The following is a 24,475-nucleotide window of genomic DNA, read 5'->3' as shown; positions in this document are numbered from 1 at the left end:
AACGCATGAAACTCAAGACGATCCTCATGGCAGGTGCCATGTCCATTGCTGCAAGTGGCGCTTGGGCTGCTTGTTCATTTGAAAATGACGTGCCGCTAAAATCGCTCTCGGCGGGTTTTGAAGCGTGGAAGGCCGTCACCGATGCGATGGCCGAATGCGGAAACTTCAGTGCTTCGTTGGATCAGGAATTCCGCGAAAAGCAGCCCGAAGCTTTTGCTGCAGATCCTGCGCTGTATCAGATTGGCGGCGTATCGAACGCCACTCTTGTACCACTGCTAAACGCTGGCACGATCCGTCCGCTGGATGATCTGGTCGAGAAGTATGGTCAGGATTTGCTGCCCAACCAGTTGATCAAAGTGGACGGTAAGACCATGGCGATCGCGATGATGGTGAATGCGCAGCACCTTATGTACCGCGATGACGTGCTTGCCGAACTGGGTATCGAAGAACCCAAGACCTATGGCGACGTTCTGGATGCTGCCGCCAAGATCAAAGAAGCGGGAGTGATGGATTATCCGATCGGTGGAACGTTCAAGACCGGTTGGAATCTCGGCCAGGAATTCGTCAACATGTATCTTGGCGAGGGTGGCTCGTTCTTTGGCGATGGCAATATGCCTGCCATTAACAACGAGCAGGGCGTAGCTGCACTGGAAACGCTCAAGGCCATGACAGAGTACATGGATCCTGAGTATCTGGTTTCAGACTCGACCTACGTTCAGCAACAGTTCCAGCAGGGCAAGATCGCCATGGCGAACCTCTGGGCCAGCCGGGCGGCTGCGATGAACGATGAGGCCGAAAGCCAGGTTGTTGGCAAGGTCACCATGGCTGCGGCCCCAATGGGTTCGGCAGTACCTGCGACCACCATCTGGTGGGACGGTATTGTTCTGGCTTCGAACATGAGCGACGAAGAGGCCGACGCCGCCTTCCGCGTCGCCCTTGAGGGCATGGACAGCGATATGGTCAGCGCAAACAATGACGTCGCTGTTTGGCTGAGCCCTGCCTATTCAGCAGGTGACTTGGCGGCTGGTGCTGCAGCTTCGGCTGAAGGCGGTGCCAAGGCGTATCCGGCCTCTGGTCCGATGGGTATTATGCACACCGCGCTGGGTAACGGTCTGGCAGACTATCTGACCGGCGCCAAGGATGCACAGACAACACTGGCTGATATCGAGGCAGATTACGTCACTGCTGCGAAAGAAGCAGGTCTGATCAGCAACTGATCCTCCCCTGGGAGGGCTATGGCCCTCCCGTCCCCTCCCTTCGAGAATCATGAGAAAGGCAGAGCCATGAATTTCCGGACATTTGCCGCCTTTGTCGGCCCCTCTGTCTTTATGATGCTTCTCTTCATAGCGTTTCCTCTGGTCAGCGTGTTCAAGCAGAGCTTTTACATCACTCAGCCGATCTATGAGACGGTCGAAAAAGAAACCTGCACCCCGGGTTTCCTGACGCAAACCTGTGTGACCGAGCTGGTGTCTCAGCCAAAGCTTGACGAGCATGGCGAGGTCATTACCCAAACCCAATATGTCGGCTTGCAAAGCTATCGTAACGTATTGGAGCCTGAACGCGCGTGGCGGGCCATAAGCGACGGAAGTTGGCATGTACTGTCCACGATCAACTTCTGGAAGGCGCTTCGGTTTACCCTGACCTTCACGCTGATCACCCTGCCATTGGTAGTAGGTTGCGGGCTTGGGATTGCAATTCTGATCAACAACGCGGCGCGGTCTATTCGCGGGCCAGTGATCTTTGTATCGTTGCTGCCCTTTATCATTACGCCGGTGATCGGTGTGCTGTCGATCAATTGGCTGTTCAGAGGTGACGGCATCCTGACCGCGATGATGGAATGGTGGTTGAACCGCGACATAGCCCTGTTTGCCCAAGCCTGGACTATTGAAGTTCTGATGATGCTTTATCGCGTCTGGCACGTGGCGCCGTTTGCAGCCATTGTCTTCTATGCCGGTCTGCAAACGGTCAATCAGGATAGTCTCGAAAGCGCCGTGATTGACGGGGCAACCCGCTGGCAGCGCCTGAAGTACATTGTCATTCCACACCTGATGCCGCTGATCATATTCGTGTCGATGATCCATTTGATGGACGCCTACCGGGTGTTCGAAGAAATCGTGGGCTTCTCAAGTCAGGGCTACGTCATCTCACTGCAGTGGCTGACCTTCGATTACCTAACGCCGGATCAGGCGGGCAACCGATCAATCAGTCGGGCCTCGGCCAACTCAATGCTGACGATGATCGGTGTCGTGATCCTGCTTATTCTTCCGCTGCGTCGAACCTGGCGCGATCACAAAGGAGGTCACTGATATGTCCTCACGCGCGCTTCGCCAACCGTTCAGCCTGCGTCTGACCTCGAACATCTTTCTGGCGCTTTGGTGTCTGATCGCAGCCTTCCCGATCTTCTGGATCATGGTGATGAGCTTCAAGTCACCGGTCGATGCTTTCGATAGCAACGCCCTGAATGTGATCTTTGGTCCTGCCACGCTGGGTGTTGGAAAGGGATTGTCACTGCTCGACATAATTCTGGGCATTGCAGTGATCTGGGGCACGATCTTCGCAGCCACCAAGACACTGCCTTCGATGATAAAGTCCTACACTAAGCCGGGTCAGGAATGGTTTGGCTGGTTGATCGGTGTGCTAGCCCTGTTAGTCGGATTTTTGCTGGTCTTCTTTGTCATCTTGCCTGCTGTCCTGAACGTGTTGAACCCACTCTTTGGACCTCTCGGACGAGATGTGCTTGGCCTGACCACGGAACATTATAAGACCGTCTGGATCGATCGCGGTTTTTCGAACAATTTCAAGAATTCGCTGATCGTGACGACCGGTGTGGTTACCGTGTCGCTGACGGTTGGTACATTGGCCGGATATGGTTTGGCGCGTTCCGGATCGACATTGGCGTTCTGGATCCTGATCGTCGCCCTGGTGTTTCGGGCATTGCCGCATTCGGTTCTGGTGGCAGGCTATCTGCCCGTATTCATCAATTCGGCAGAATGGCTCAGCCCTATCTTGGGTGAAAACGCACCAACCTTGTACGGCAAGCCTTTTGCGGTGATTGCTGTTTTGGTCGCGATCAACCAACCTTTCACGATCTGGATGTTGCGCTCGTTCTTCCAGAACATCCCGGCCGAGCTGGATGAGGCCGCCCGAGTGGATGGATGCAGCCACTTTCAGGCCTTCCGACGTGTCATCATGCCAGTGATGTGGCCAGGCGTGATCACGACAGGGCTGTTCAGCTTCCTGCTGGCCTATAACGACTTTCTGGTCACCGCACTGCTGCTGGATGCACAGAACCAGACCATGGTTCCGGCCATCGTTGGCATGTTCAATCGCGAGACAACGACAACCGATCAGGTCGTTGCTGTGGCCGCCGCCGTGTCGATCACCGCGCCGTTGATCTTCCTCGTGCTGATTTTCCAGCGCCAGATTGTCAGCGGTCTGACAGCCGGGGCGGTGAAAGGCTGATGAGCAAGAACGCCCGACATAACGCCATGTCGCGCCACCCGGCGCTGAACAGGATGCCGAGGGACTTTCTGAGCATTGGGGTCGCATATCCCAATCCCTCCCCTTGGCAACCTGAAAGGATAGAAAGATGAAAGGTTCCCGTCCCGAACAAGCGGTTCTGACCCGCGACACGGACATGAGCAAAACCGACGACACACGCCGCGTCATCGAAACAATGGTTGATGGTCTGAACGACCACCGCATCGACGATATAGGAGAGTTCTTCACCCAGGGTTTCCGCTGGATGGGCAATCAGGGTTGCGGCACCAAAACCGGTCTGCAGGAATTTCAGGATAACTGGCAACGCCCGTTCCAGGCTGCATTCTCGGATAAGGTCTGCATCGACGAAGCGCGCCTTTATATGGGTGAATGGGCTGCAGCTTTTGGACGCCAGGAAGCGACCCATTCGGGTGAGTTTCTGGGAATTCCCGCCACCGGTAAACGGGTCGAAATCCGCTACATGGATTTCTGGAAAGTTGTCGATGGCAAGATCGTCGACAACTGGGTCAATGTCGATTTCGCCCATGTTGCGGCACAGCTGGGCGTTGATGTGTTCAACGGTGAAGGTTGGGAAGCATTTGACCGGGGGGAAAAACTTCCACCCCGGCCCGAAAACTGAGGATTGAGAACATGGCAATCGAGTATCTTAAACGCGGCAAATCCGATGCTGACCGGGCACAAGACGATGCCAAGACCCGCGCCGTAGTTGAGGCGACGCTGAAAGACATCGAAACTCGTGGTGATGCAGCGGTGCGTGAGCTGAGTGAGAAGTTCGACAACTACTCACCTGCTTCGTTCCGCCTGAGCCAACAGGAAATTGATGACCTGATCGGGCAATTGTCCGATCGTGAGTTGGCCGATATCAAATTCGCGCAGGAACAGGTGCGCAACTTTGCCCAGGCGCAGCGCGACTCGATGCTGGATATCGAGGTCGAGACTCTGCCAGGTGTCATTCTGGGGCATAAGAATATCCCTGTACAATCAGTGGGTTGCTACGTTCCTGGGGGTAAGTTCCCGATGGTCGCGTCGGCGCATATGTCCGTGGCTACAGCCTCGGTCGCCGGTGTTCCGCGCATCATCGCCTGCACGCCTCCGTTCAACGGTAAGCCAAATCCAGCTGTGATTGCAGCAATGTACCTTGGTGGCGCGCATGAGATCTATGTCATGGGCGGCATTCAGGCGATTGGCGCGATGGCACTGGGTACCGAGACGATCGATCCCGTTCACATGCTGGTTGGTCCCGGCAACGCGTTCGTGGCCGAGGCCAAGCGCCAGCTGTTCGGACGTGTTGGTATCGACCTGTTCGCAGGTCCGACCGAAACGATGGTCATCGCTGACGAGTCCGCCGCAGATCCAGAACTCTGCGCCACGGATCTGCTTGGTCAGGCCGAACATGGGTACAACAGCCCCTGTGTGCTGCTGACCAATTCGCGCAAACTGGCCGAAGACACGCTGGCCGAAGTTGACCGTCTATTGGGTATCCTTCCAACAGCAGACACCGCCAAAGTGTCGTGGGATGAATATGGAGAAGTGATTGTCTGCGACACCTATGATGAGATGTTGCAGGTTGCCGATGACATTGCCTCGGAACATGTGCAGGTGATGACTGACCGTGACGACTGGTTCCTTGAAAACATGACCTGCTATGGCGCGTTGTTCCTTGGGCCGCGCACCAATGTTTCGAACGGGGACAAGGTGATTGGCACCAACCACACGCTGCCGACCAAGAAGGCTGGGAGATACACCGGTGGTCTTTGGGTTGGTAAGTACCTGAAGACACATAGCTACCAAAAGGTTCTGACTGATGAGGCGGCAACGCTGATCGGCGAGTATGGCTCACGTCTTTGCATGCTTGAAGGGTTTGTTGGTCACGCTGAACAGTGCAACGTTCGTGTGCGTCGATATGGCGGGATTAATGTTCCCTACGGTGCGCCAGCGCCTTACCGGGACGCTGCCGAATGAGTGACAAACACACACATCACAAGGCCCTGATCGAACCGCTCAGGGCCGCGATGTATGATTTCAACGAGGCTGATGTGCGTCGGGTCCTCGCGGATATCACGTCACCGGATGCCGTGTTCCGTCTGTGTCATCCCTTTGGGGACAGCATCGGCAGAGATGATTTCTATGACACCGGCTATAAGGGCTTGCTGGCGGCTTGGCCCGATCTTGAGCGTCGGGATTACATCGTCATGGCCGGGCCGGATGAGTTCGGCGCAGATTGGGTCGGATGTGGCGGGTATTATACCGGTGTTTTCACCGGTCCCTGGCTCGATATCCCCCCAACGGGTCATCAGGTCACGATGCGGTTTCATGAATTCTTCCGCTTCGAAAACGGCAAGATTGTCGAGATGCAGGCACTATGGGACATCCCCGAAGTCATGATGCAGGCGAATGCCTGGCCGATGGCGCCAAGTCTGGGCCGTGAATGGCACATCCCCGGGCCTGCCACTCAGGACGGTTTTGTCCCCGGTCCTTATGATGAAGCCAAGGGAAAACAGACCTGCCAGCATATCATCGACATGCTCGATCATCTGAAAAAGCACCCATCCGAAGGTGGACCCGAAGTGATGGAGATGGAGCGGTTCTGGCACCCGCGCATGAACTGGTACGGTCCATCAGGAATTGGCACCGGGCGCGGTATAGCAGGTTTCCGCAACTGGCATCAGATCCCGTTTCTCAACGGTATGCCGGACCGCGGAAAATATGTAGACGACATCACCTATCATTTCTTTGGTGACGGGGAATATGCCGCCGTGACCGGCTGGCCCAACATGATCCAAACCGTCACAGATGACGGTTGGATGGGTATCGCGCCATCAGGTAAGAAGATCACCATGCGCAGCCTGGATTTCTGGCGTTTGGAAGAAGGTAAGATCCGGGAAAACTGGGTGCTCGTTGATTTGCTGGATGCGTACCGCCAGCTTGGCGTTGACGTCTTTGCCCGTCTGCGGGAATTCAATAAAGCCCGAAATATGGGTCGTATTGAAATACCGGATGGAATGAGCTGATGACTGAATTGCCGCGCACCCCTTCATTTTCTCTGAGTGGAAAAACCGCCCTTGTGACCGGAGCCTCCTCGGGTATCGGACAGGGGTGCGCGGTAGCGCTGGCCGAGGCGGGTGCACATGTTGTTTGCGCGGCCAGAGGGGCGGATCGGTTGAATGAGACAGTTACCGCTCTGAAAGAGCAGGGATGGTCTGCCGAAGCGCTTGTGATGGATCAGGGTGATCTGGACGCCCTGAAACAGCTTTTCGATCACCGCACCTTCGATATCGTGGTGAATTCAGCGGGCGTGGCGCGCCACAGCCCGGCTATCGAGACAACACCCGATGACTTTGATGTTGTCACCAATGTCAATTTGCGTTCGGCCTATTTCTTGTCGGCCAATGCCGCCCGCGCTTTGATCAAGGCAGGAAAGCCGGGTTCGATCATCCATATCTCCAGCCAGATGGGGCATGTTGGCGGGGTCGACCGGGCGCTTTATTGCGCGACCAAGCATGGGTTGGAGGGCATGGTCAAATCCATGGCCATCGAATGGGGCAAACAGGGCATTCGGATCAATACGGTCTGTCCGACTTTCATCCGAACGCCGTTGACCCAGTCCACATTCGACAATCCTGAACGTGCCGCATGGATCATGGAGAAGATCAAACTGGATCGCGTGGGCGAAGTCGAAGACATCATGGGCGCGGTACGCTACCTCGCCTCGGACGCCTCGGCACTGGTTACCGGCACCTCAATGTTGATTGACGGAGGTTGGACGGCGGACTGATGGCTGAGAAAGTAACATCCCTCCAGGTTGCCCAATTGGCCGGCGTAAGCCAGTCTGCCGTTAGCCGCGTGTTCACGCCCGGTGCGTCGGTGAGCAAAAAGACCGAGGAAAAAGTGCGCAAGGCTGCATCTGAACTCGGTTATCGCCCCAACGTACTGGCACGCGCGATGGTGTCCGGCAAAAGCAGGATCATCGGTTTGGTAGTCGCCTATCTGGACAATTACTTCTACCCCGAGGCGCTCGAGAAACTGTCCAATGCCTTGCAGGAACAGGGCTATCACGTCCTGATTTTCATGGCCTCCAGAACCGCTGGAAACATAGACGACGTGATGGAGGAAATCCTTGATTATCAAGTCGATGGTGTCGTTCTGGCATCCGTTGCGATGTCTTCAGACATTGCCACCCGCTGCCAGCAGGCAGGCGTGCCCGTGGTTTTGTTCAACCGCAGCCAGGACCTCGACGGGATCACGTCTGTTACTTCTGACAATTATGCCGGTGGTCGCAAAGTTGCGGAATTTCTGATCGCCGCCGGGCACAGTCGTATCGCCTACATTGCCGGTTGGCAGGGTGCCTCAACCCAGCGGGACCGCGAGGCCGGCTTCCGCGCCGCGCTCAACGATGCGGGCCAGGAATTGTATGCGCACGAAATCGGAGATTTTCACACCGAGAAAGCACGTTTAGCTGCACGTCGGATGTTTGACGTCGAGCCGCAAAAACGACCTGATGCAGTATTCGTTGCCAATGACCATATGGCGCTGGCCGCAATGGATGTCATCCGTTTCGAGTTGGGAATGCGCGTGCCCGAAGACGTGTCTGTCGTTGGTTACGATGACGTCCCTCAGGCCGGATGGCTTGCCTACAACCTTACGACCATTCGTCAGCGGGCCAATTTGATGGTTTCCGAGACCGTTGATGCTCTGCTGGATCATATCGAAAACCCGACAGCTGCGGCGGCACGCAAAGTCGCCATCGATGGGCCGCTGATCGTGCGCACATCGGCACGTCTGCCCAAAGGCTGGACACCTCAAAGGATGAATTCATGAAAGGCTTTGATCCCAAGTTTCGGGATTTCCCCGACTATATCATCGGTATCACCAAAGAGATCTGGGAAGATCGGGGTATCGCGACACTGCATGAGTATTACAGCGAAGACATCGTGGTACGCTCACCCGGTTCGGTGGTGTTGGGCAATCAGAATGTGATTGGCGCAACCATGGCGACGCTGGCCGAGTTTCCGGATCGGCAGTTGCTGGGCGAGGATGTGATCTGGTCTGGCACACCGGAAGAAGGGATGCTGAGTTCGCATCGCATCATCTCAACGGCCACGCATTTGGCAGAGGGTGTATATGGTAAACCGACCGGCACTAAGCTGCGCTATCGGATTCTGGCCGACTGCCATGCCATTGATAATCAGATCAACGATGAATGGTTGATCCGCGATCAGGGCGCTATTGTCCGGCAGATGGGCTGGGATCCCAAGGAATACGCCGCCGATCTTATTGCCCGCGAAGGAGGCAAGGAAAACTGCGTCAAACCTCTGACCCCCGAAATCGATCAACCCGGGCCGTACAAGGGCCGTGGCAACGATAACGAGTGGGGCCAACGCTACGCCGACATCCTGACCCGGATCATGAACGCCGACATGGGTGCGATTGAGGCGGAATATGACCGGGCCGTTCAGTCAGAATATGTGGGCGGCGTCACCGGGCATGGCTGGGATGCGGTCGACCGTTTCTGGATGGGTTTGCGGGCAAGCTTTCCGAATGCTGAGTTCAAGATCGAGCATCAGATCGGGCGCAGCGATCCGGACATGCCCCCTCGAGCGGCGATCCGCTGGAGCTTGTGGGGTAAACATGACGGGTGGGGCGTGTTTGGTGCGCCAACGGGTGCGCAGGTTTATGTTTTGGGGATCAGTCACGCCGAGTTTGGTGCGCTGATTGGCGGTCAGCCGCAGCTGCGCCGTGAATATACTCTGTTCGATGAAACGTCGGTCTGGAAACAAATCCTTTTGCAAGGCAGCGAGGACTGAGTGGTTCACCCGATCACATATCGCATACTTGTGGATGGTCTGCATGAGACCGGGGCCAGCCGACGGTTCCACATGTTCCGTCAAAGCCTGCGCGCACGCCGATTGAACCTGCGTCCACCGGGAGAGTGAGGGCCTGTGCTGCACGAGCACAAGAACCTCCTTTCCTGAAAACGAAAAATCGGAACAAACGTCATGACCAAGTCAACCATTTCTTCCCGCATTGTTCGCTACGGTGAACTTCAGCCCTGTAAGACTGCCTTCATCGATGCCCACACACCAGGCAGCGATCAGAAAGAGAACTTTACGATTGTCGGCGGCGGCGTCTCGGAATCCCCTGACCAGCACGTGCACATCACTGACAAGATCGGCTTCAACATTGGCGCTGCGGGACAGCCGCCGAAATGCCGGAACTCGCTGCACAGCCACACGACGGCTGAGGTGTTCTTTGTCGCCAAGGGCCGTTGGCGGTTTTTCTGGGGGCGCTACGGTACGGCAGGCGAGTTCATTGCCGAAGAAGGCGATATCTTCAACATCCCGACTGGTATTTTCCGTGGTTTCGAAAACGTCGGTCAGGATTACGGAATGATCATGTCGATCCTGGGCGGGGATGATGCCGGTGGCGGCGTGACCTGGGCTCCGCAAGTCATTGAAGATGCCCAAGCGCATGGCTTGATGCTGGGCGACAACGGCGTTCTCTACGACTCTAAAAAGGGTCAGGAACTACCCCATAATGTGCGCCCAATGCCGTTGCTGTCCGAGGAGGAGTTGAAAAACTACCCTGAGGTTCCGGTCGAAGATGTCGTTGGAAAATACGTCGCGCGGTATTGGGATTTGATGGCGTTATCGGCCAACAAACCCGCACAGGTGATTGGTGAAAACGGCCTGATCAAGGACAAACCTGGTTTCAAAGTCGACTTCATAGGACGTGGATCCAGCGTGGCCGACCCGGTGGATGCAGATAAACCGGTTGTTCTGATGCCGGCCAGTGGTCATTGGCGTGTCTCGATTGATGGACATGTCGTCACTTTGTCGACCGGAGACACAGCTTTGGTTCTGCCCGGCGAAACCTATAGCGTCCAACCATCAATGACCGGACAGGCGGGCCTGTACCGGATCACTGCAACCGATGACCCGGCAGGAGCAACCTGGACAGGATGAACGCAAACCCCGATGACACCCATGCCGTCTACGAGCGGCAGGCTACCGAGTATGACAAACGTCGTTCAAAGGCCTTATTCGAAGCGCGCTGGTTGGCGCGCTTCACGGCCAGCCTGAAACCCGGCGACCATGTATTGGATCTGGGGTGTGGCGCCGGTGATCCGATTGCACGCTGGTTCATGGCCGAAGGCTTTGACGTTACAGGCGTCGATTTTTCCGAGGCGATGTTGACCATCGCACGGGAGCGCTGGCCAGAGGGTGATTGGCGATACGCCGATATGCGTGAATTCGAACTGGATCAGAAATTCGACGGCATCATTGCATGGAACAGCTTTTTCCATCTTACGGCGGACGAACAGAAAGCCTGTATCGCACGCATGTCGCATCATTTGCGGCCCGGTGGGATGCTCATGCTGACTGTCGGCCCAAGCGAGGGCGAGGCAAGCGGCACGGTAGGGGCGGAGATCGTTTATCACGCTTCGCTGTCCCCCGCCGGTTACGCCTCGTGTCTGGAGGAAAACGGGCTGCTGCTAACCGGCTTTCTCGCCGAAGACCCGGAAACCCAAAGTCATACCATTCTGATGGCCCGAAAAATCTGAGGAGGCTCTGATGACCGTCAAAACCACACATGTTGGGTCTCTGCCCCGCACGCAGGAAGTAGTGGATTTTATCTTCGCCCGCGAAAACGAAAAGCCTTACGATGCCAGCGCGTTTGACAGCTGCATGGCAAAAGCCGTCTCTGAGACTGTGCGCAAACAAGTTGAGGCTGGTGTCGATATCGTCAGCGATGGCGAGACCTCAAAGATCTCTTATGCCACCTATGTAAAGGATCGCTATACGGGCTTTTCCGGCGACAGTCCGCGAAATGCCCCTGCGGACCTGAAGATGTTCCCCAGCTTCCTGCAGCGGCTTGCCGATGATGGTGGTACACCGCAATACGCGCGTCCGATGTGTACCGGCGAGGTACGGTCCAAGGGGCAGGGTGAGCTGGGGAAGGATATCGCCAACCTCAAAGCAGCGATGGCGCAACATGGTGCGGAGCGCGGATTCATGAATGCTGCATCGCCGGGGGTGATCTCTCTGTTCCTTCAGAACGATTTCTACCCCACGCGCGAAGCCTACCTGGGCGCATTGGCCGATGCCATGAAAGAAGAATACGAGACCATCGTTGGCGCCGGTCTGGATCTTCAACTGGATTGCCCGGATCTGGCGCTGTCACGTCATATGCTGTTCACCGACCTCTCCGATGATGAGTTCGTCAAGATTGCCGACATGCATGTTGCAGCGCTGAACCATGCGCTTGAGAACGTTCCGCAGGATCGCGTTCGCGTTCATATTTGCTGGGGGAACTACGAAGGCCCGCATTGCTGTGACATCGCTATGGACAAGGTGTTCAATACCCTGATGTCGACCAAGGCGCGCTATGTTCTGTTTGAAACCTCAAACCCGCGCCATGCCCATGAATGGAAAGTCTTTCGGGATCGTAAGACTGAAATCCCGGACGATAAAGTCCTTGTGCCGGGGGTGGTTGATACGACGACAAACTTCGTGGAACACCCGGAGCTTGTTGCGCAGCGCATTGAACGATTTACCGACATCGTGGGCGCAGACCGCGTGATTGCGGGCAGCGATTGTGGTTTCGGGACGTTCGCAGGTTTTGGCGCAGTCGATCCGGAAATCGCCTATGCCAAACTGACGTCCTTGTCCGAAGGCGCAAAGCTGGCTGCGCGATGACACCACTGGTTTTTTTGCCGGGAATGATGTGTGATGCGCGCCTGTTCGGGCCGCAGATCAATGCGTTGTCCGGCTCAAGACCGTTGATGACGTTTCCACTGTTGGGGCAAGAGAGCATTGAGCTCATTGCCTCAGAGATACTAGAAAACGCACCGCCCGTATTTGCCTTATCTGGTTTGTCGATGGGCGGAATCGTTGCGATGGAAATCTTACGGCAGGCACCTGACCGGGTTGAGCGGTTAGCGTTGCTGGACACGAACCCGCTTGCTGAAACTGATGAGGTAAAGGCACGACGTGGCCCCCAGATAGAAGCTGTTCGCGATGGCAGGCTTCGGCAGGTGATGCGGGATGAGATGAAGCCGAATTACCTTGCCGATGGCCCAAGACAGGGTGCCATATTGGACCTTTGTATGGAAATGGCGATGGGCCTTGGGCCCGAGGTTTTTCTGTGTCAGTCCAAGGCTCTAATGAACCGCGCTGATCAATCGGAAACACTGTTGAATTATCAAGGGACCGCATTGGTCCTGTGTGGCCGAGAAGACGGGTTGTGCCCCGTTGAACGGCATGAATTGATGCATGATCTGCTGCCCAACAGCACGCTCGAAATTATCGAAGATGCAGGGCATTTGCCCACTCTTGAAAAACCCGACGAAACAACGGCGGCCCTGATCCGCTGGCTGGAGGATTCATGACACCGTCCCTTTTGGCATTGCTGCGCAAAGTTGATACCCCAACAGTCTGCAACGCCATCGAAGTTGCACAGGGCAAACGCGGTTTTGATAGTTTCACACGCGGAACGATGCTGTGCTCGGCCCCGTCTGAACCCGCTATTGTCGGTTACGCCCGAACTGCAAAAATCGCTGCCGTAAATCCGCCATCCGAGCCGTCAGAAATCATCAAAGAACGTCGGATGGCCTACTATAAATACATGGCCGAAGCACCCGCTCCGTCAGTCGCGGTGATCGAGGATCTGGATTATCCCGACTGCATCGGCGCGTATTGGGGCGAAATCAACACTACGGTCCACAAAGGGTTTGGTATGTCGGGCGCGCTGACAAACGGGGTCATGCGCGACCTTGGGGATCTTCCTGACGGATTTTCCGTTGTCGCGGGGTCGGTTGGGCCAAGCCACGGTTTTGTTCATGTTCGCGAGATCGACACGCCCGTTTCCGTATTTGGTCTTAGGGTCAACCCCGGTGATCTGATCCATGCGGACCGGCATGGGGCGCTGGTCATCCCGCCCGAATTGATCGAGCAACTCGAAGAAGCAATTCAAAAACTCTTCGCGACTGAGCGCATAGTTCTAGACGCGGCCACACAGCCGGGTTTCGATTTTGACAAGTTTCGCCAAGCTTGGGAAGAATTCGAGCGGGCACGGGTTTGACATGAGCCATCAGCTGTAGCGGCCCACAGACCGACACACGGGCCAATACCCTGGCCCGTCGGATGGCGATAGCGCCGCTATATCACGCCACTGATGGAACAAGTGAACCTGTCCGCCGATGCGAACCTATCGGCGGACAGGAATGACTGGCACTTACGTTGTGTAGTGGGGCGCTTCGACATCTAGGCGTCTGCGAATGGCCAGCCATTCCAATTCGCCTTCATAGCCATACCAATCACTGTTGTTCATGTCCGTCAGGTGACGCTGGATCTCATGTTCAGGGATCTCCCGAATAGTGGCGCCACCGGCTGCGGATTTCTGAACCTCAAGCTGCACGGCGCAGGCCTGATCGAGATAGAAGGACCGAAAGAATGTTTCGCCGGCGGTCGCTCCGAATACAAATGCGCCATGCCATGCCTCGACAATAGCCTTTTTGCCGATACCCGCCTTGAGCAACCCGGTGAGAAAGTCATCAGTGCACTCGAACTCGTAGTCGGTGTATCCAAGCACGTCGCCGCCACCGATCATCAGATAGGCTTGGCTTAGTGGCTGCAGACCCTCTTTCTGAGCAGACACTCCCATGATCGCCTTTGTGTGGATATGCATGATGCAGTTCATGTCAGGGTTGGCTTCAAAAAAGAGCTTGCCGATTTCCGTGGCCGATGGGTTCGGTTCACCGTTTTCCGGACTGTGGTTGGTGTGATCAAACCCAACTTTGATCAGATTGGATGCAGTGACCTCTTCGTGCATCCAGCCGTAGTGATGGGTTAAAAGAGCATCTTCACCGGGCACCCGAACGGCGTGCCATTGGTTCGTAAGATCCGTCAGACGATACTTTACCAGCGCGTTGTAGATGGCAGCGAGCTCGCAGCGAGCCTCCCACTCTACATCACTGCAGTTTGCTGGGCGCTGGCCGCTTGGCTTCGGGGTCATGATATTCATTGCGATTCCTCCAATCTGCTACCACCGTAAAAATCCGGAGCGGTGATATTTGTCTTGATTTGCCCCAAATTATGCGCCGAATACCCATGTATGAAAAAAGTCAGCTTTGTCCTGTTCCCAGAATTCCAGATGCTTGCCTATGTTCTGGCGACCGAGACCTTGCGGATCGCGAATAAATGCGCGGGCCGAAGCGAAATTGTCTGGCAAACCCGCACCGCAACCAATACACCGGTTCAGGCTTCAAACGGGGCAATGATCGCGCCGGATACACTCGATTGGTTGGGTGCCCCCGATGCCGACCTCGTGGTTCTTTGTGCCGGGTACAGTCCGCTGGATTATCTTACGTCGCGCGTGCGCGCGTATATTGCCCGCGCCGCAGCTGAGGCACGCGTGCTGGGCGGGCTTGATACCGGGGCGATCATTCTGGCTGAGCTTGGATTGTTAAATGGCAGTCAGGCCGTCTTGCACCATGAGGCCGAAGCGGCCTTTCGCGAGCGTTGGCCCGAAATCATCATCGCGGATAAGATTTTCTGTCTGGATAAACAGAGGCTCACGGCGGCAGGAGGCACTGCGACCGGTGATGCTATGCTGGCCTGGATCGCCCGTGATATCGATCAGGAACTTGCAGAGGCAACGGCAAACGGGATGATCCATGGTGGACCCCGGAGCAGTGAAACCCCCCAGCGCCATATTCGAACAGCGGATCCAGCGCTTTTGCAGATGCATCAATTGATAGTGGACAACATCTCAGACCCACTCACCGTTCAGGATATCTGCACCAAACTGGGTCTGTCGCAAAAACAGTTACGGCGGCGTTGCTGTGCTGCCTACCAGATGACGCCATCGGAATACTATCGCCGCAGGCGGTTGGAAGCGGCCCACCAACTGCTGGTTAATTCACAACTACCAGTGACCCAGATCGCACTATCTTGTGGGTTTGAAACGGTTTCGAGCTTCTCGCGGGCTATGCATCAGTATTTTGGGAGCCCGCCAAAACAAATCCGAAAGCGGTACTTGGGTTCGGGCCAAACGATCACGTGCTTCAATGCCCACAATGATAATCAGGGACGTTGTTTATAACCCGAATTCACACCAAAGCGGCAAATGGTCCGATACCCGGTGTGAGATCGAATTCCTGCTGAAATCGGTGTCGGTGTAGACGAAGGGAAGAAAATTAAAATTTCCACCGGACCGCAGTTCAATATCAATCAGCGCGCCGGAACCGGTGGTGAACCAGGCGATCTGGTCGTAGTAGTTATCATCACTTGGATCGCCGGGATCATCAAACACTGTTCGTGGCAGATTGCGCAATTGATCCGGAATGCGCAGGCCGGTCGATGTGAAGGCGTCAAATAACGGGCTGCCTTCGCGATCGATGTTAAAGTCGCCCAGACAGATGAGGTTGTGGTGAAATCTGTTTGATCGTCTGGCCCAGTCTCTGAAGATGTCAGCGATTTCAGCCAGTTCCGGAATTCGGTCTGCGGCTACATCTCCGAAGAGAATGTGAAGCGTGACAAGAATGAAGGTGGTGTCCGACCTGCGAAAGCTGACCGCGTACGGAGTTCTGACAAACTGCTCTCGCAGGGCATCTGCCCCCACTCTTTCCAACCGATCCGGGGGCACAACCAACTCTGCTGCCAATCCGGATGGCCTGATGCGGGTTCGGTCGAAAATGAAGGCCAGACGTTCGTTGTTTCCGGCTTCCCCAGCGGTCACATCCGTCATCAGGAAATCCCAGTCATCCCCCAGAAATCGCATCGTATCGCGCAGTGCACGGAGGTTACCTTTGAGTTCCTGCACGGCGATTACATCGAAACGCGAGAGGATCTCAATGATCGCGCGCAATCCGCGCAGGTCACGCTTGGGTGAATCGTCTGAGGACGCGGTCCACCTACGTGTCAGGGACGAGAAAGAGCGGATGTTCCATGTCGCGATGAGCAAGTTATCAGCTTGCTTGGCTGGGATTTCTGTATCCAGGCTTGCCGCAAGCGCGTTCAGATCATCTTGAATTGGGGCAGGGGGATTGTCGGTAATGACAGGCAAAATACATCTCCGGTATCGCGTTGATCTTTGAAATAAGTTTATCGGATCTCATAATGTTTGCTCAAAATGCGTAGTGTTTTGAGCTGTCACATAGTGCCAGATCGACAGGGCTCGGACCAAGCATATCTTCCGAAGATCTGCAGACTTATATGTGCCAACCGCGAATACATCGTCCGAGGTCTGTTTTCTCGTTCGTGGTTGCGGTTCTCTTCACGAGTGATCCCGCCGGTTTGAAATGTAGTTATAATTACAAGCTTTTAATTGACGATTGAGCCGTCTAAGCTCAGGTCTCCGGCGCCCTCCGCCATAACTGGAGCTGCTATGCGTGTCAGCGTAGGCATCGCTGTAACAATGCTTGTTGCGCTGTCGATCGGTGTGTCGACATTTGTTGTGCACTCGTTGTGGTGGACAACCGCCCGGGAAAACAGCCGGATGCTTGCGGCAGAGATCAACAGTCAGATCGCAAATACGGTGCGGATTGAAGTTGGTCTGACTCTCAGATCCGCAGAAGCGGCATGGGCTGCAGTGCGAACCATTTTCGTTCAGAACGTCATCACCACCCGACAGGCTGACAAACGTGAATTCGTCTTCCTGTCTCAACTACAGGCCCAACCCAACATCTCGTGGATCATGTTCGGCTGGCCGGATGGGAATTTTTTTGCGGCACATCGTCTGGGCGATGGTGGGCTTGAGATGATGGAAATTGACGATGAAATCCGCGACGGGATGCTGCGCCGGGATCGATACATCTTCATTCCGGGCGACATTCAGTTTGAAGAACGAGATTTCTCGGCAACAAATTTCGACCCACGAGAACACGCCTGGTACGCGAACTTCATCGGGCGTGACGCCACGGATTGGATAGAAGCCCGCGACTTACCCGGCAGTCAAAAGACGGTCTACGCCTATGCAGGTCCGGTCGATGTGAACCGCAGGCGACAGGGTGTGTTGGCTGTCGTTATCGAAACCGATCGGTTGTCGCGATTTTTGGGAACGTTACGGCCGGGTGAGTTCGGCGCGGCATTCATCCTTGATGCAGACGGAAATGTGATTGCAGCACCCGACCCAAATGCAGATGAAGTTACGCCCGCTCGTATGGGTGAAGGGGATCTCTACGAAATCGCGAAAATGTCCGGTGAGCAGTTGCTAGGCGGATCCGACATGCCTCCGGTTGCCAATTCGACGACAAGGATTGTCAATGATGGGGTTCCTTACGCGGTCGCTTTGACACCACTTGGTTTCTACGGGTGGCGAGTTGCGACGGTCATTCCGGAATCCGCCTTCCTGTCCGGGATCGATGCAGCGCTGTTGAACCTGATTTACATATTGATTGGCGTTGTGGTCGTGGCGACCGCACTTGCGATCTGGCTTATGCGGACGGTTGTTGCAACGCCGCTTGCACATATCGTTGAAGATCTCAGCAAGGTTGAACGCTTTGATATCGAACAGATTGCACGCCGCCCTTCCAAGCTAAAAGAGCTTTCGAACCTGTCGGCGGCGACTGTGAATATGGCCGCTGGCCTGTCGGCGTTTCGAAAATACGTACCCACCGACCTTGTTCGAAGCCTGGTTGCTGAGGGTGTCGAAACCCAGCCCGGTGGAGAGATGAAGCGGATTTCGGTGCTGTTTTGTGATGTTGCTGGATTCACTGGCTTGTCCGAGCGGCTGGGGCCCAAGATCGTTCAATTAATGGAGCCGTTTTTCAGTGCGACCTCATCGGCCATCGCGCGTCATGACGGGACGATCGACAAGTTCATGGGTGATGCGGTGATGGCATTCTGGGGTGCACCGCGCCCCGATCCAAAACACGCTGAAAACGCCTGCCGGGCCGCACTGGACCTCGTGGCAACCGTCGCTGCGACGGGTATCAAGGATGACACCGGATCGCCCTTGCGCATTCGTTTGGGCCTGAACACGGGTGAGGCGCTGGTCGGCAATATCGGATCGGAAGAACGGCTGAATTACACAGCCATTGGTGACGTAGTGAACGTCGCCAGCCGTTTGGAAGGGGCCAACAAAGTATATGGTACCGCAATTCTGATTGGCCCGGAAACACGGCGCGCTGCCGGTGATACGGTGGTTGTGAGAGAACTGGATACGCTGGCGGTTTTCGGCCGCGCCGAGGGCCTTGTTATATTCGAATTGATCGCGATGGCGGACAATGCCGATGGATCTTTTGGGTGGATCGCGACCTATGAGGAAGGTCTGAACCACTATCGGAACCGTCGTTTTGACAGAGCGATCGAAGCATTTGAGGCTGCCGACAAGAAACGTGGTGGAGATCCTGCTTCTGCTGTCATGAAAAAGCGTGCCCAAGCCTTTCAATCCGAGCCGCCGCCTAGTGACTGGATGGGCGTTGCGATTGCAGACAAGAAGTAAGGTGGCTTACACAACAGGGTCAAAACAAAGCGAAGCGCTGGATTGGGTCCTGCTCTATGCTTCTCTATGCAAAAAAAATACTACACCATTGAGCCGTATGACCCGTCTTAAGCGATCGAGCGTCTGGTATTTTGCCCGAAGGGCTTCAAGTCGTCGGGCAAATACTGCGTTGGGGCTGCAGGTAACTATCCGATAGTGAGGTCAGGCCACTACCCTCTGGAATGCAGTCCTCTGGCAAGTACAGTGTAAATACTTGGCTCATATTCAGCCTGACTGAGGGTCGTGCGTCCTGTAGATAAATATCTGCCGGGTGGGCGTGGTGCTAAACTGCGCACTACTGCCCCGCGCTATCGGGGCGATACAGTTCCGGAAACCCAGAACTCGTTACGCCTGGATCTGATCCGTTCGGCAAGAAAGTCGACAAATAGTCGGACGCGTGCCGTGTTTCGAAGGTCGCGATGCAGCAAGAGCCAGATGTTCCGATAGGGCATAGGCTTTTGGAACGGCGCGCGGATTAGGTCGGGGTGACGGTCGCCTAGGTTGCACGCAAGGTAGGCCATCCCCAAACCTGATGCCGCCAAAGTGATCAACGGAACCAACTCCGAAACCCGGTGTTTTAACGTGGCCTTTGGGTAGTAGCTGTCTTTCACCCATTTCGCCGTGGTTGCCTGTTCGGGTTCGTGCCAGCCGATCAGGTGCAATCCTTCGCCACCATTGTCGCAGATCCGTTCGGCGTATTCGCGCGTGCAATAGGCCGCCTGAGACATCTGGACCAGTTTCCGCCCGACCACATCATCTGTCACTTCGTCAGCTACACGCAAGGAAACGTCGGCTTCCCGACGCATGAGATCGCGAACATCGTTTGTGAAATTCATGTTGAGGATGATGTCCGGATAAAGATCGGCAAAGGCAGTAAAGTCATCCATCAACGAAGTCATAGCCAGCCCGTGGGGCAGGGTGACGTAGACTGTGCCGGACGGTTGCGCATCCCGGCCCACAATGACCCGCGATGCAGCGGTCATTTCTGCCTCAACGCGTTCGGCATGAGGCAGCAGGTCTTCGCCAAGCTGTGTCAGGGCGAGGCCAGACCTGGTACGGTCGAACAACCGACTGCCCACGCGCTCTTCCATGACCGAAAGCCTACGCGTCAGCGTGGTGTGGTTCACCTGAATGCTGTCTGCCCCACCCCGAAGGGTTCCGGTTCGTGCAACCGCAAGAAAGTACTTCAGATCGTCCCAGTTTAGGGAATGGCTTTCCTTTATCGACATGAGACATCTGTTTCATTTTTGAAGCACGATGTCCAGAAATACCCATCTACAGATCAAATAATGGGCGCCTTACCTTGGCTTCACCAATCTTGAACCAAAGGAGCCCAACCCATGAACCAGATCCAATCTGTATTGATCACTGGCGCAAATGCTGGACTGGGCCGCGAGGCCACCCGACAACTCGCCCTACAGAAAGGTATTGCCAAAATCTATTTGGCTTGCCGCAACCGGAGCAAAGCGGAGGCCGCCAAAAAGGCACTGGAGCATGAGACCGAGCGTAAAATCTTTGAAATCGTTCTGATGGATGTGACAGATCCCGCTTCGGTTCGTAAAGCGGTCGCTGAACTCTCTACCCCGATTGATGCTGTCATTCTCAATGCCGGTGGCACCGGCGGACAACATCCCAACGGCCTCACCAGGGATGGCGTAACCAATATCTTCGCGACCAATGTTCTAGGCCATGTCGTACTGGTGGACGAATTGATGGAGCGCCAGTTGGTAACGTCCACAATACTCTACGCAGGGTCCGAGGCAGCCCGGGGTATTCCCAAAATGGGTATGCACCGCCCTGATCTGTCCGAAGGTACCGTGGACGAGTTCAGATCAATCGCCGATGGCAGCAAGTTTGGCCCCGAGGGCGATCCGATGCAGACCTATGGTTATGCCAAATTGACGGCGACCCTTTGGATGGGGGCGATGGCCCGTCGGCACCCGCATGTTCGCTTTGTCACCATGAGCCCGGGTGGCACCACAGGTACTGCGGGCTTTGATGATCTGCCTCTGATGAAACGCATCTTCTTCAAACATGTGGGCGGAGTGCTGATGCCTCTGTTCGGCATGATGCACAGTGTTGAAACCGGGGCAAAACGGTATCTCGACGGATTGCTCAACCCGGAATTCAAGACCGGTCATTTCTACGCCAGCCAAGCAGGTTATCCCACAGGGCCGGTCGTCGATCAGGCCAGCATCGATGGCGCTCTGTCAGACATCAACACCCAAGACAACGCCGATCTGGCGCTGCGCCAGTTTGTCTAATCCAAAGGAGATATGAAATGGAAACTACACTTAACATACTCGTCGTTCTTGCAACTCTCATGTTGGCTGGCCTTGGCCTCACCTCGATGTTTGCACCCCGTCGAATGGTCGCGAACTTTGCCATCGAACCGGTGGGAACAGCAGGGCTCAGCACAATTCGCTCGGTAGTTGGGGGGCTATTTCTGGCGTCAGTTGCCTTACTGGTGATTGGCCTGACGACCGGCCAGACACAGGGCTATTTGGCGGTCGCAATCCTGATGGGTGTCGTAGCCATAGGGCGTATTGTGGGCATTCTCGCTGACGGGTTCGACAAGGCTGTTCTGCCGCCGCTGCTTGCAGAGCTGGTGATCATGGCGGTGTTGATCACGGCCCATAGCCAACTGTCCGTTTAGACGGTCGGAGATCATTCGGGCGGCGGCTAGGGTGAAATCGCCGCCGCCCTCTCAGTTTTTGGGTCAAGCAAAACGGCAGATGGCATGGATAGCTACCGCAACGGAAGCCCGCACGCTGCACACCAGACAAATGCCCCGTTCTTAATCTCGCCACGTCAGGCTTTGCGTTGAAATGCTGCGTCGCAGAAGGCTTGGATTTGGGTGTATTCACATTGTGAACAGAAGCGACTAAATTAAGCTATTGTCATCAGACCGACCCAAATCTCTACCGGTTTTTTGGCGATCCTTGACAGCTCAGCACAGCTGTTACGATTTTAGAGTAGTACGTTTGAACGAAACGGAGGCTTTGGCCACCAACAAACCTAAATTTCATTTGCGTGATACAATCGGCATTAACCGCTCCGTTTTCCAGCGCATCAATCAGAGACGCCAACAGCTAATGCATTTTAACGATATCGATTTTGTGATTATTGGCGCCGCGAAGTCGGCAACCACATGGCTTCAGAAACAGTTGCAGACGGATCCGGCCGTCTACATGCCCGACCCGGAGCTTCACTATTTTTCCAGAGAGTACAGTAAGGGACAGGACTGGTATTTTTCGCAGTTCGACGAACAACTGCTCGATAGGGTCGTTGGCGAGAAATCCAACTCCTACCTTTATGAACCCGAAGCAGCGGCCCGTCTTCACCGAGACCTGCCGCAGGTGAAATTGATCGCGCAACTGCGCAATCCGGTTGAACGAGCCTATTCCAGCTACTGCATGCGGTTCAGGCGCGGTGAGGTTGGGAAGGATATAGAATCCTACCTCGATCCCACGTTAGGTGAGAACCTCAAGTACCTGATCTCGGGAAAATTCGCGTCGCACCTGCAGACCTTTGTCGACCTCTATGGCCGAGACAAGCTTCTTATCTTGTTTTTCGAAGGCGTATCGCTCGACCCGGAGGCTCAGATGGCTCAGGTCCGATCCCACCTTGGTCTGCCGCCACGTCCGTTTTCGTCAATCGGGCGAGAGAAGGTAAAGGACAAGACATCACTGATGGTCTCTCCCCGATTGCGCAAGCATCTTGCGTGGGTAAAACCCATAGTTCGCCCCTTACGGGGGACGTCCGGGTTCGAGACTGTCCGGGGATTGGTTACCCAGCAGACCCGGTATCCGAAGCTGACAGACGAGTTGCGAAATCGTCTTTATGATTACTACCACCCCTCGATCGAGGCCCTGGAAAAGATGAGCGGCCAGTCGCTCAGCCACTGGTATGGGCCGTTGGATCGGGCCAGCTGATGAGACACTCGCTTTATTCAGGTCTTCAGGCCCGGGTCCACGATCTATGCGGGGCACATGTAGTAACTGGATACCTTACAGGAAGCGACACCTGCGACAGTTCTGAAAGACAAGGAGGAAAAGTGAAAGCCTAACGTCTTTCACTTATTGATATGAAGAAGTTTATTATCACCGGAATTCAGATGAGAAACAAAGGCTCACAAGCCATGTTTCTATCTTTGTGCTATGGCTTGAAGTCTATTTACAAGGACTGCGAGGTTATTGGTTTTGCTAATAAATATGACTCGCCCGAGCAGTATTCGTTCAAGTTGTTACCCTACGACTACTACACGCGTTTGATATTCAAATATCATTTGTACAAGGTGCCACTGTTGGAGCCGCTGCTAACGCGTTTTGCCGGTTTCTGGAGAAAAACTGACAAATGGAACGGCAAGGTTCCGGAAATGGTAAAAGCTTTGAAAGACGCGGACGCCATTCTCGATGCAAGCGGCTATACGCTTGGCTCTGGCTGGCCCAAGGGCGGCGGCGAGTTGTTAATGCAAACGATAAAAATCGCAAAACGTTACAATAAACCAGTCGTCCTGATGCCCCAGAGCTTTGGTCCGTTTGACTGGCCCGACGGTAATAATGAGGAATTCCTTAAGAGAGTGAAAAAGGAGTTAACTTACGCCACCAAAATCTATGCCCGCGAAAAAGAAGGGTATGAATGCTTAAAATCTCTGGACCTGGACAATGTCGAGCTGTCAACGGATATGGTTATCCGGGAGAAGGTTTTTCCAACAGCCAGCGATATCTATGCTTCGCACGAGAATGACGAGATAGACTATCCAGCCCCCAATTCTGTCGGCTTCATTATCAATGAAAACGTATTCAGGATTGGTGATTCCAGTTCGGTGTTTGATCTCTATGCAAAGATACTGGATAGGTTGGTCGATAATGGCGAAAATGTGTACATCCTGAACACGTCCACCGCCGATATTCACCTTGTCGAAAAGGTTCTGAACAAAACCAGGAACAGAGACAAGGTAAGCTTGATTACCAAAGAATACGCGAGCCCGGAGCTGATCGACATCATCGGAAGGTTCAAATACGTGATCGCGTCGCGCTATCACTCTGTGGTCTTCGCTTATCGGAGTGGCGTTCCTGCAATTATTCTCGGATGGGCCAGCAAATACACTGACCTTGCGGAGCACTTCTTGCAGCAAGATTACGTATTTGACATCAGAAACCCGGGTGTTGATCAGATTATCGAAAAAATCGACAACATGGGTGAGAAACATGAACAGGAATCACGCCGCATAGCTGGCCAGCTAGAAAAGCTGCAAGCCACTTCGGTTGTGCAAGATGCCATGGATGCTTTGAAGGGTTGAGTTTCTTTGAGCCGTCGTCCGGCAACGGTCACTCGTCGCGAATGCCCGCTGCTTTGAAGCGGGTGTTGGCGGCTCCAGATGTGCAGCGTTTCGAGAGACGGAGGGTACCGGGTTCGTCGATGCCAGTTTGTTGTGGAGATGAACCAAGAAGTCCGGAACGCCTATTGATGCCGCTGATAAATTGAT

At 54.9% G+C, this 24,475-nt stretch carries 24 protein-coding genes; 21 read left to right on the top strand and 3 right to left on the bottom strand.

Going from position 1 to position 24,475, the window contains the following annotated elements; genetic code table 11:
- Nucleotides 1-5 precede the first annotated feature (5 nt).
- The 15 genes from GOX61_RS10080 (at nt 6) to GOX61_RS10015 (ending at nt 13,581) form a co-directional block, all read left to right on the top strand.
- Nucleotides 6-1,217 (top strand): ABC transporter substrate-binding protein, encoded by a 1,212-nt coding sequence (locus tag GOX61_RS10080; protein ID WP_155148332.1) that lies wholly within the window; start codon nt 6-8, stop codon nt 1,215-1,217.
- A 66-nt stretch (nt 1,218-1,283) separates the two neighbouring features.
- Nucleotides 1,284-2,306, top strand: coding sequence for a carbohydrate ABC transporter permease (locus tag GOX61_RS10075; protein ID WP_155148330.1), 1,023 nt, complete (start codon nt 1,284-1,286; stop codon nt 2,304-2,306).
- Nucleotide 2,307: 1 nt separating this feature from the next.
- Nucleotides 2,308-3,462 carry a carbohydrate ABC transporter permease gene (locus GOX61_RS10070; protein WP_170333377.1) on the top strand — a complete coding sequence of 385 codons (1,155 nt, stop codon included), beginning with the start codon at nt 2,308-2,310 and terminating at the stop codon, nt 3,460-3,462.
- 127 nt (nt 3,463-3,589) lie between these two features.
- Nucleotides 3,590-4,120, top strand: coding sequence for an ester cyclase (locus GOX61_RS10065; RefSeq protein ID WP_155148326.1), 531 nt, complete (start codon nt 3,590-3,592; stop codon nt 4,118-4,120).
- 11 nt (nt 4,121-4,131) lie between these two features.
- Nucleotides 4,132-5,463 (top strand): histidinol dehydrogenase, encoded by a 1,332-nt coding sequence (gene hisD / locus GOX61_RS10060; protein ID WP_170333375.1) that lies wholly within the window; start codon nt 4,132-4,134, stop codon nt 5,461-5,463.
- Nucleotides 5,460-6,512, top strand: a complete 1,053-nt coding sequence (locus GOX61_RS10055) for an ester cyclase (protein WP_170333373.1) — start codon at nt 5,460-5,462, stop codon at nt 6,510-6,512. Before hisD ends, GOX61_RS10055 begins: the two co-directional genes overlap by 4 nt.
- Nucleotides 6,512-7,276 carry an SDR family NAD(P)-dependent oxidoreductase gene (locus GOX61_RS10050; protein ID WP_170333371.1) on the top strand — a complete coding sequence of 255 codons (765 nt, stop codon included), beginning with the start codon at nt 6,512-6,514 and terminating at the stop codon, nt 7,274-7,276. The genes GOX61_RS10055 and GOX61_RS10050 overlap by 1 nt, the downstream gene beginning before the upstream one ends.
- The gene (locus GOX61_RS10045) at nt 7,276-8,319 is read left to right on the top strand and encodes a LacI family DNA-binding transcriptional regulator (protein WP_217353830.1); all 1,044 of its coding nucleotides are present in this window, start codon (nt 7,276-7,278) and stop codon (nt 8,317-8,319) included. Before GOX61_RS10050 ends, GOX61_RS10045 begins: the two co-directional genes overlap by 1 nt.
- Nucleotides 8,316-9,305 carry an ester cyclase gene (locus GOX61_RS10040; protein WP_170333369.1) on the top strand — a complete coding sequence of 330 codons (990 nt, stop codon included), beginning with the start codon at nt 8,316-8,318 and terminating at the stop codon, nt 9,303-9,305. Before GOX61_RS10045 ends, GOX61_RS10040 begins: the two co-directional genes overlap by 4 nt.
- Complete coding sequence (locus GOX61_RS22540; protein ID WP_302478283.1) at nt 9,306-9,434, top strand: hypothetical protein; 129 nt, start codon at nt 9,306-9,308, stop codon at nt 9,432-9,434.
- A gap of 63 nt (nt 9,435-9,497) precedes the next feature.
- Complete coding sequence (locus GOX61_RS10035; RefSeq protein ID WP_170333368.1) at nt 9,498-10,463, top strand: cupin; 966 nt, start codon at nt 9,498-9,500, stop codon at nt 10,461-10,463.
- Nucleotides 10,460-11,062, top strand: a complete 603-nt coding sequence (locus GOX61_RS10030; protein WP_170333366.1) for a class I SAM-dependent methyltransferase — start codon at nt 10,460-10,462, stop codon at nt 11,060-11,062. The genes GOX61_RS10035 and GOX61_RS10030 overlap by 4 nt, the downstream gene beginning before the upstream one ends.
- 10 nt (nt 11,063-11,072) lie before the next feature.
- Nucleotides 11,073-12,197 (top strand): cobalamin-independent methionine synthase II family protein, encoded by a 1,125-nt coding sequence (locus GOX61_RS10025; protein ID WP_170333364.1) that lies wholly within the window; start codon nt 11,073-11,075, stop codon nt 12,195-12,197.
- Nucleotides 12,194-12,889 carry an alpha/beta fold hydrolase gene (locus GOX61_RS10020; RefSeq protein ID WP_170333362.1) on the top strand — a complete coding sequence of 232 codons (696 nt, stop codon included), beginning with the start codon at nt 12,194-12,196 and terminating at the stop codon, nt 12,887-12,889. The genes GOX61_RS10025 and GOX61_RS10020 overlap by 4 nt, the downstream gene beginning before the upstream one ends.
- Entirely contained in the window at nt 12,886-13,581 is a 696-nt protein-coding gene (locus GOX61_RS10015) for an RraA family protein (RefSeq protein WP_170333360.1), read from the top strand. The genes GOX61_RS10020 and GOX61_RS10015 overlap by 4 nt, the downstream gene beginning before the upstream one ends.
- Nucleotides 13,582-13,734: 153 nt before the next feature.
- Here the strand turns inward: GOX61_RS10015 and GOX61_RS10010 are convergent, their stop codons facing one another.
- Nucleotides 13,735-14,523 (bottom strand): class II aldolase/adducin family protein, encoded by a 789-nt coding sequence (locus GOX61_RS10010; RefSeq protein WP_170333358.1) that lies wholly within the window; start codon nt 14,521-14,523, stop codon nt 13,735-13,737.
- 90 nt (nt 14,524-14,613) lie between these two features.
- Here GOX61_RS10010 and GOX61_RS10005 point away from each other — a divergent pair, with 90 nt between their 5' ends.
- A complete protein-coding gene (locus GOX61_RS10005) occupies nt 14,614-15,603 on the top strand; it encodes a GlxA family transcriptional regulator (RefSeq protein WP_170333356.1) in 990 nt (329 codons plus the stop codon).
- Here GOX61_RS10005 and GOX61_RS10000 read toward each other — a convergent pair.
- On the bottom strand, nt 15,598-16,566 hold the full coding sequence (locus GOX61_RS10000) for an endonuclease/exonuclease/phosphatase family protein (protein WP_170333354.1): 969 nt from the start codon (nt 16,564-16,566) through the stop codon (nt 15,598-15,600). The two genes, GOX61_RS10005 and GOX61_RS10000, sit on opposite strands and share 6 nt — an antisense overlap.
- A gap of 321 nt (nt 16,567-16,887) precedes the next feature.
- Between GOX61_RS10000 and GOX61_RS09995 the strand changes: the two genes are divergently transcribed.
- Nucleotides 16,888-18,945, top strand: a complete 2,058-nt coding sequence (locus GOX61_RS09995; RefSeq protein WP_170333353.1) for an adenylate/guanylate cyclase domain-containing protein — start codon at nt 16,888-16,890, stop codon at nt 18,943-18,945.
- A 347-nt stretch (nt 18,946-19,292) separates the two neighbouring features.
- Here GOX61_RS09995 and GOX61_RS09990 read toward each other — a convergent pair whose 3' ends face one another.
- The gene (locus tag GOX61_RS09990) at nt 19,293-20,213 is read right to left on the bottom strand and encodes a LysR family transcriptional regulator (protein WP_170333351.1); all 921 of its coding nucleotides are present in this window, start codon (nt 20,211-20,213) and stop codon (nt 19,293-19,295) included.
- Between the two features lie 111 nt (nt 20,214-20,324).
- Between GOX61_RS09990 and GOX61_RS09985 the strand changes: the two genes are divergently transcribed.
- The 4 genes from GOX61_RS09985 (at nt 20,325) to GOX61_RS09970 (ending at nt 24,289) form a co-directional block, all read left to right on the top strand.
- Complete coding sequence (locus tag GOX61_RS09985; RefSeq protein ID WP_170333349.1) at nt 20,325-21,248, top strand: SDR family NAD(P)-dependent oxidoreductase; 924 nt, start codon at nt 20,325-20,327, stop codon at nt 21,246-21,248.
- Between the two features lie 17 nt (nt 21,249-21,265).
- Nucleotides 21,266-21,640: a DUF4345 family protein gene (locus GOX61_RS09980; protein ID WP_170333347.1), complete on the top strand. Its 375-nt coding sequence runs from the start codon at nt 21,266-21,268 to the stop codon at nt 21,638-21,640.
- A 439-nt stretch (nt 21,641-22,079) separates the two neighbouring features.
- Nucleotides 22,080-22,919, top strand: a complete 840-nt coding sequence (locus tag GOX61_RS09975; RefSeq protein ID WP_217353829.1) for a sulfotransferase family protein — start codon at nt 22,080-22,082, stop codon at nt 22,917-22,919.
- Nucleotides 22,920-23,071: 152 nt separating this feature from the next.
- Nucleotides 23,072-24,289, top strand: coding sequence for a polysaccharide pyruvyl transferase family protein (locus tag GOX61_RS09970; RefSeq protein WP_155148292.1), 1,218 nt, complete (start codon nt 23,072-23,074; stop codon nt 24,287-24,289).
- Nucleotides 24,290-24,475 lie beyond the last annotated feature (186 nt).

Source organism: Ruegeria arenilitoris, assembly GCF_013030265.1.
Classification (GTDB): Bacteria; Pseudomonadota; Alphaproteobacteria; order Rhodobacterales; family Rhodobacteraceae; genus Ruegeria; species Ruegeria arenilitoris_E.
This window is presented reverse-complemented; position numbering and strand designations above follow the sequence as displayed.

What these genes read in the sequence shown, in the direction of transcription:
- GOX61_RS10080 (WP_155148332.1), top strand. Translation starts at nt 6, where the DNA reads ATGAAACTCAAGACGATCCTCATGGCAGGTGCCATGTCCATTGCTGCA.
- GOX61_RS10075 (WP_155148330.1), top strand. Translation starts at nt 1,284, where the DNA reads ATGAATTTCCGGACATTTGCCGCCTTTGTCGGCCCCTCTGTCTTTATG.
- GOX61_RS10070 (WP_170333377.1), top strand. Translation starts at nt 2,308, where the DNA reads ATGTCCTCACGCGCGCTTCGCCAACCGTTCAGCCTGCGTCTGACCTCG.
- GOX61_RS10065 (WP_155148326.1), top strand. Translation starts at nt 3,590, where the DNA reads ATGAAAGGTTCCCGTCCCGAACAAGCGGTTCTGACCCGCGACACGGAC.
- hisD (WP_170333375.1), top strand. Translation starts at nt 4,132, where the DNA reads ATGGCAATCGAGTATCTTAAACGCGGCAAATCCGATGCTGACCGGGCA.
- GOX61_RS10055 (WP_170333373.1), top strand. Translation starts at nt 5,460, where the DNA reads ATGAGTGACAAACACACACATCACAAGGCCCTGATCGAACCGCTCAGG.
- GOX61_RS10050 (WP_170333371.1), top strand. Translation starts at nt 6,512, where the DNA reads ATGACTGAATTGCCGCGCACCCCTTCATTTTCTCTGAGTGGAAAAACC.
- GOX61_RS10045 (WP_217353830.1), top strand. Translation starts at nt 7,276, where the DNA reads ATGGCTGAGAAAGTAACATCCCTCCAGGTTGCCCAATTGGCCGGCGTA.
- GOX61_RS10040 (WP_170333369.1), top strand. Translation starts at nt 8,316, where the DNA reads ATGAAAGGCTTTGATCCCAAGTTTCGGGATTTCCCCGACTATATCATC.
- GOX61_RS10035 (WP_170333368.1), top strand. Translation starts at nt 9,498, where the DNA reads ATGACCAAGTCAACCATTTCTTCCCGCATTGTTCGCTACGGTGAACTT.
- GOX61_RS10030 (WP_170333366.1), top strand. Translation starts at nt 10,460, where the DNA reads ATGAACGCAAACCCCGATGACACCCATGCCGTCTACGAGCGGCAGGCT.
- GOX61_RS10025 (WP_170333364.1), top strand. Translation starts at nt 11,073, where the DNA reads ATGACCGTCAAAACCACACATGTTGGGTCTCTGCCCCGCACGCAGGAA.
- GOX61_RS10020 (WP_170333362.1), top strand. Translation starts at nt 12,194, where the DNA reads ATGACACCACTGGTTTTTTTGCCGGGAATGATGTGTGATGCGCGCCTG.
- GOX61_RS10015 (WP_170333360.1), top strand. Translation starts at nt 12,886, where the DNA reads ATGACACCGTCCCTTTTGGCATTGCTGCGCAAAGTTGATACCCCAACA.
- GOX61_RS10010 (WP_170333358.1), bottom strand. Translation starts at nt 14,523, where the DNA reads ATGAATATCATGACCCCGAAGCCAAGCGGCCAGCGCCCAGCAAACTGC.
- GOX61_RS10005 (WP_170333356.1), top strand. Translation starts at nt 14,614, where the DNA reads ATGAAAAAAGTCAGCTTTGTCCTGTTCCCAGAATTCCAGATGCTTGCC.
- GOX61_RS09995 (WP_170333353.1), top strand. Translation starts at nt 16,888, where the DNA reads ATGCGTGTCAGCGTAGGCATCGCTGTAACAATGCTTGTTGCGCTGTCG.
- GOX61_RS09990 (WP_170333351.1), bottom strand. Translation starts at nt 20,213, where the DNA reads ATGTCGATAAAGGAAAGCCATTCCCTAAACTGGGACGATCTGAAGTAC.
- GOX61_RS09985 (WP_170333349.1), top strand. Translation starts at nt 20,325, where the DNA reads ATGAACCAGATCCAATCTGTATTGATCACTGGCGCAAATGCTGGACTG.
- GOX61_RS09980 (WP_170333347.1), top strand. Translation starts at nt 21,266, where the DNA reads ATGGAAACTACACTTAACATACTCGTCGTTCTTGCAACTCTCATGTTG.
- GOX61_RS09975 (WP_217353829.1), top strand. Translation starts at nt 22,080, where the DNA reads ATGCATTTTAACGATATCGATTTTGTGATTATTGGCGCCGCGAAGTCG.
- GOX61_RS09970 (WP_155148292.1), top strand. Translation starts at nt 23,072, where the DNA reads ATGAAGAAGTTTATTATCACCGGAATTCAGATGAGAAACAAAGGCTCA.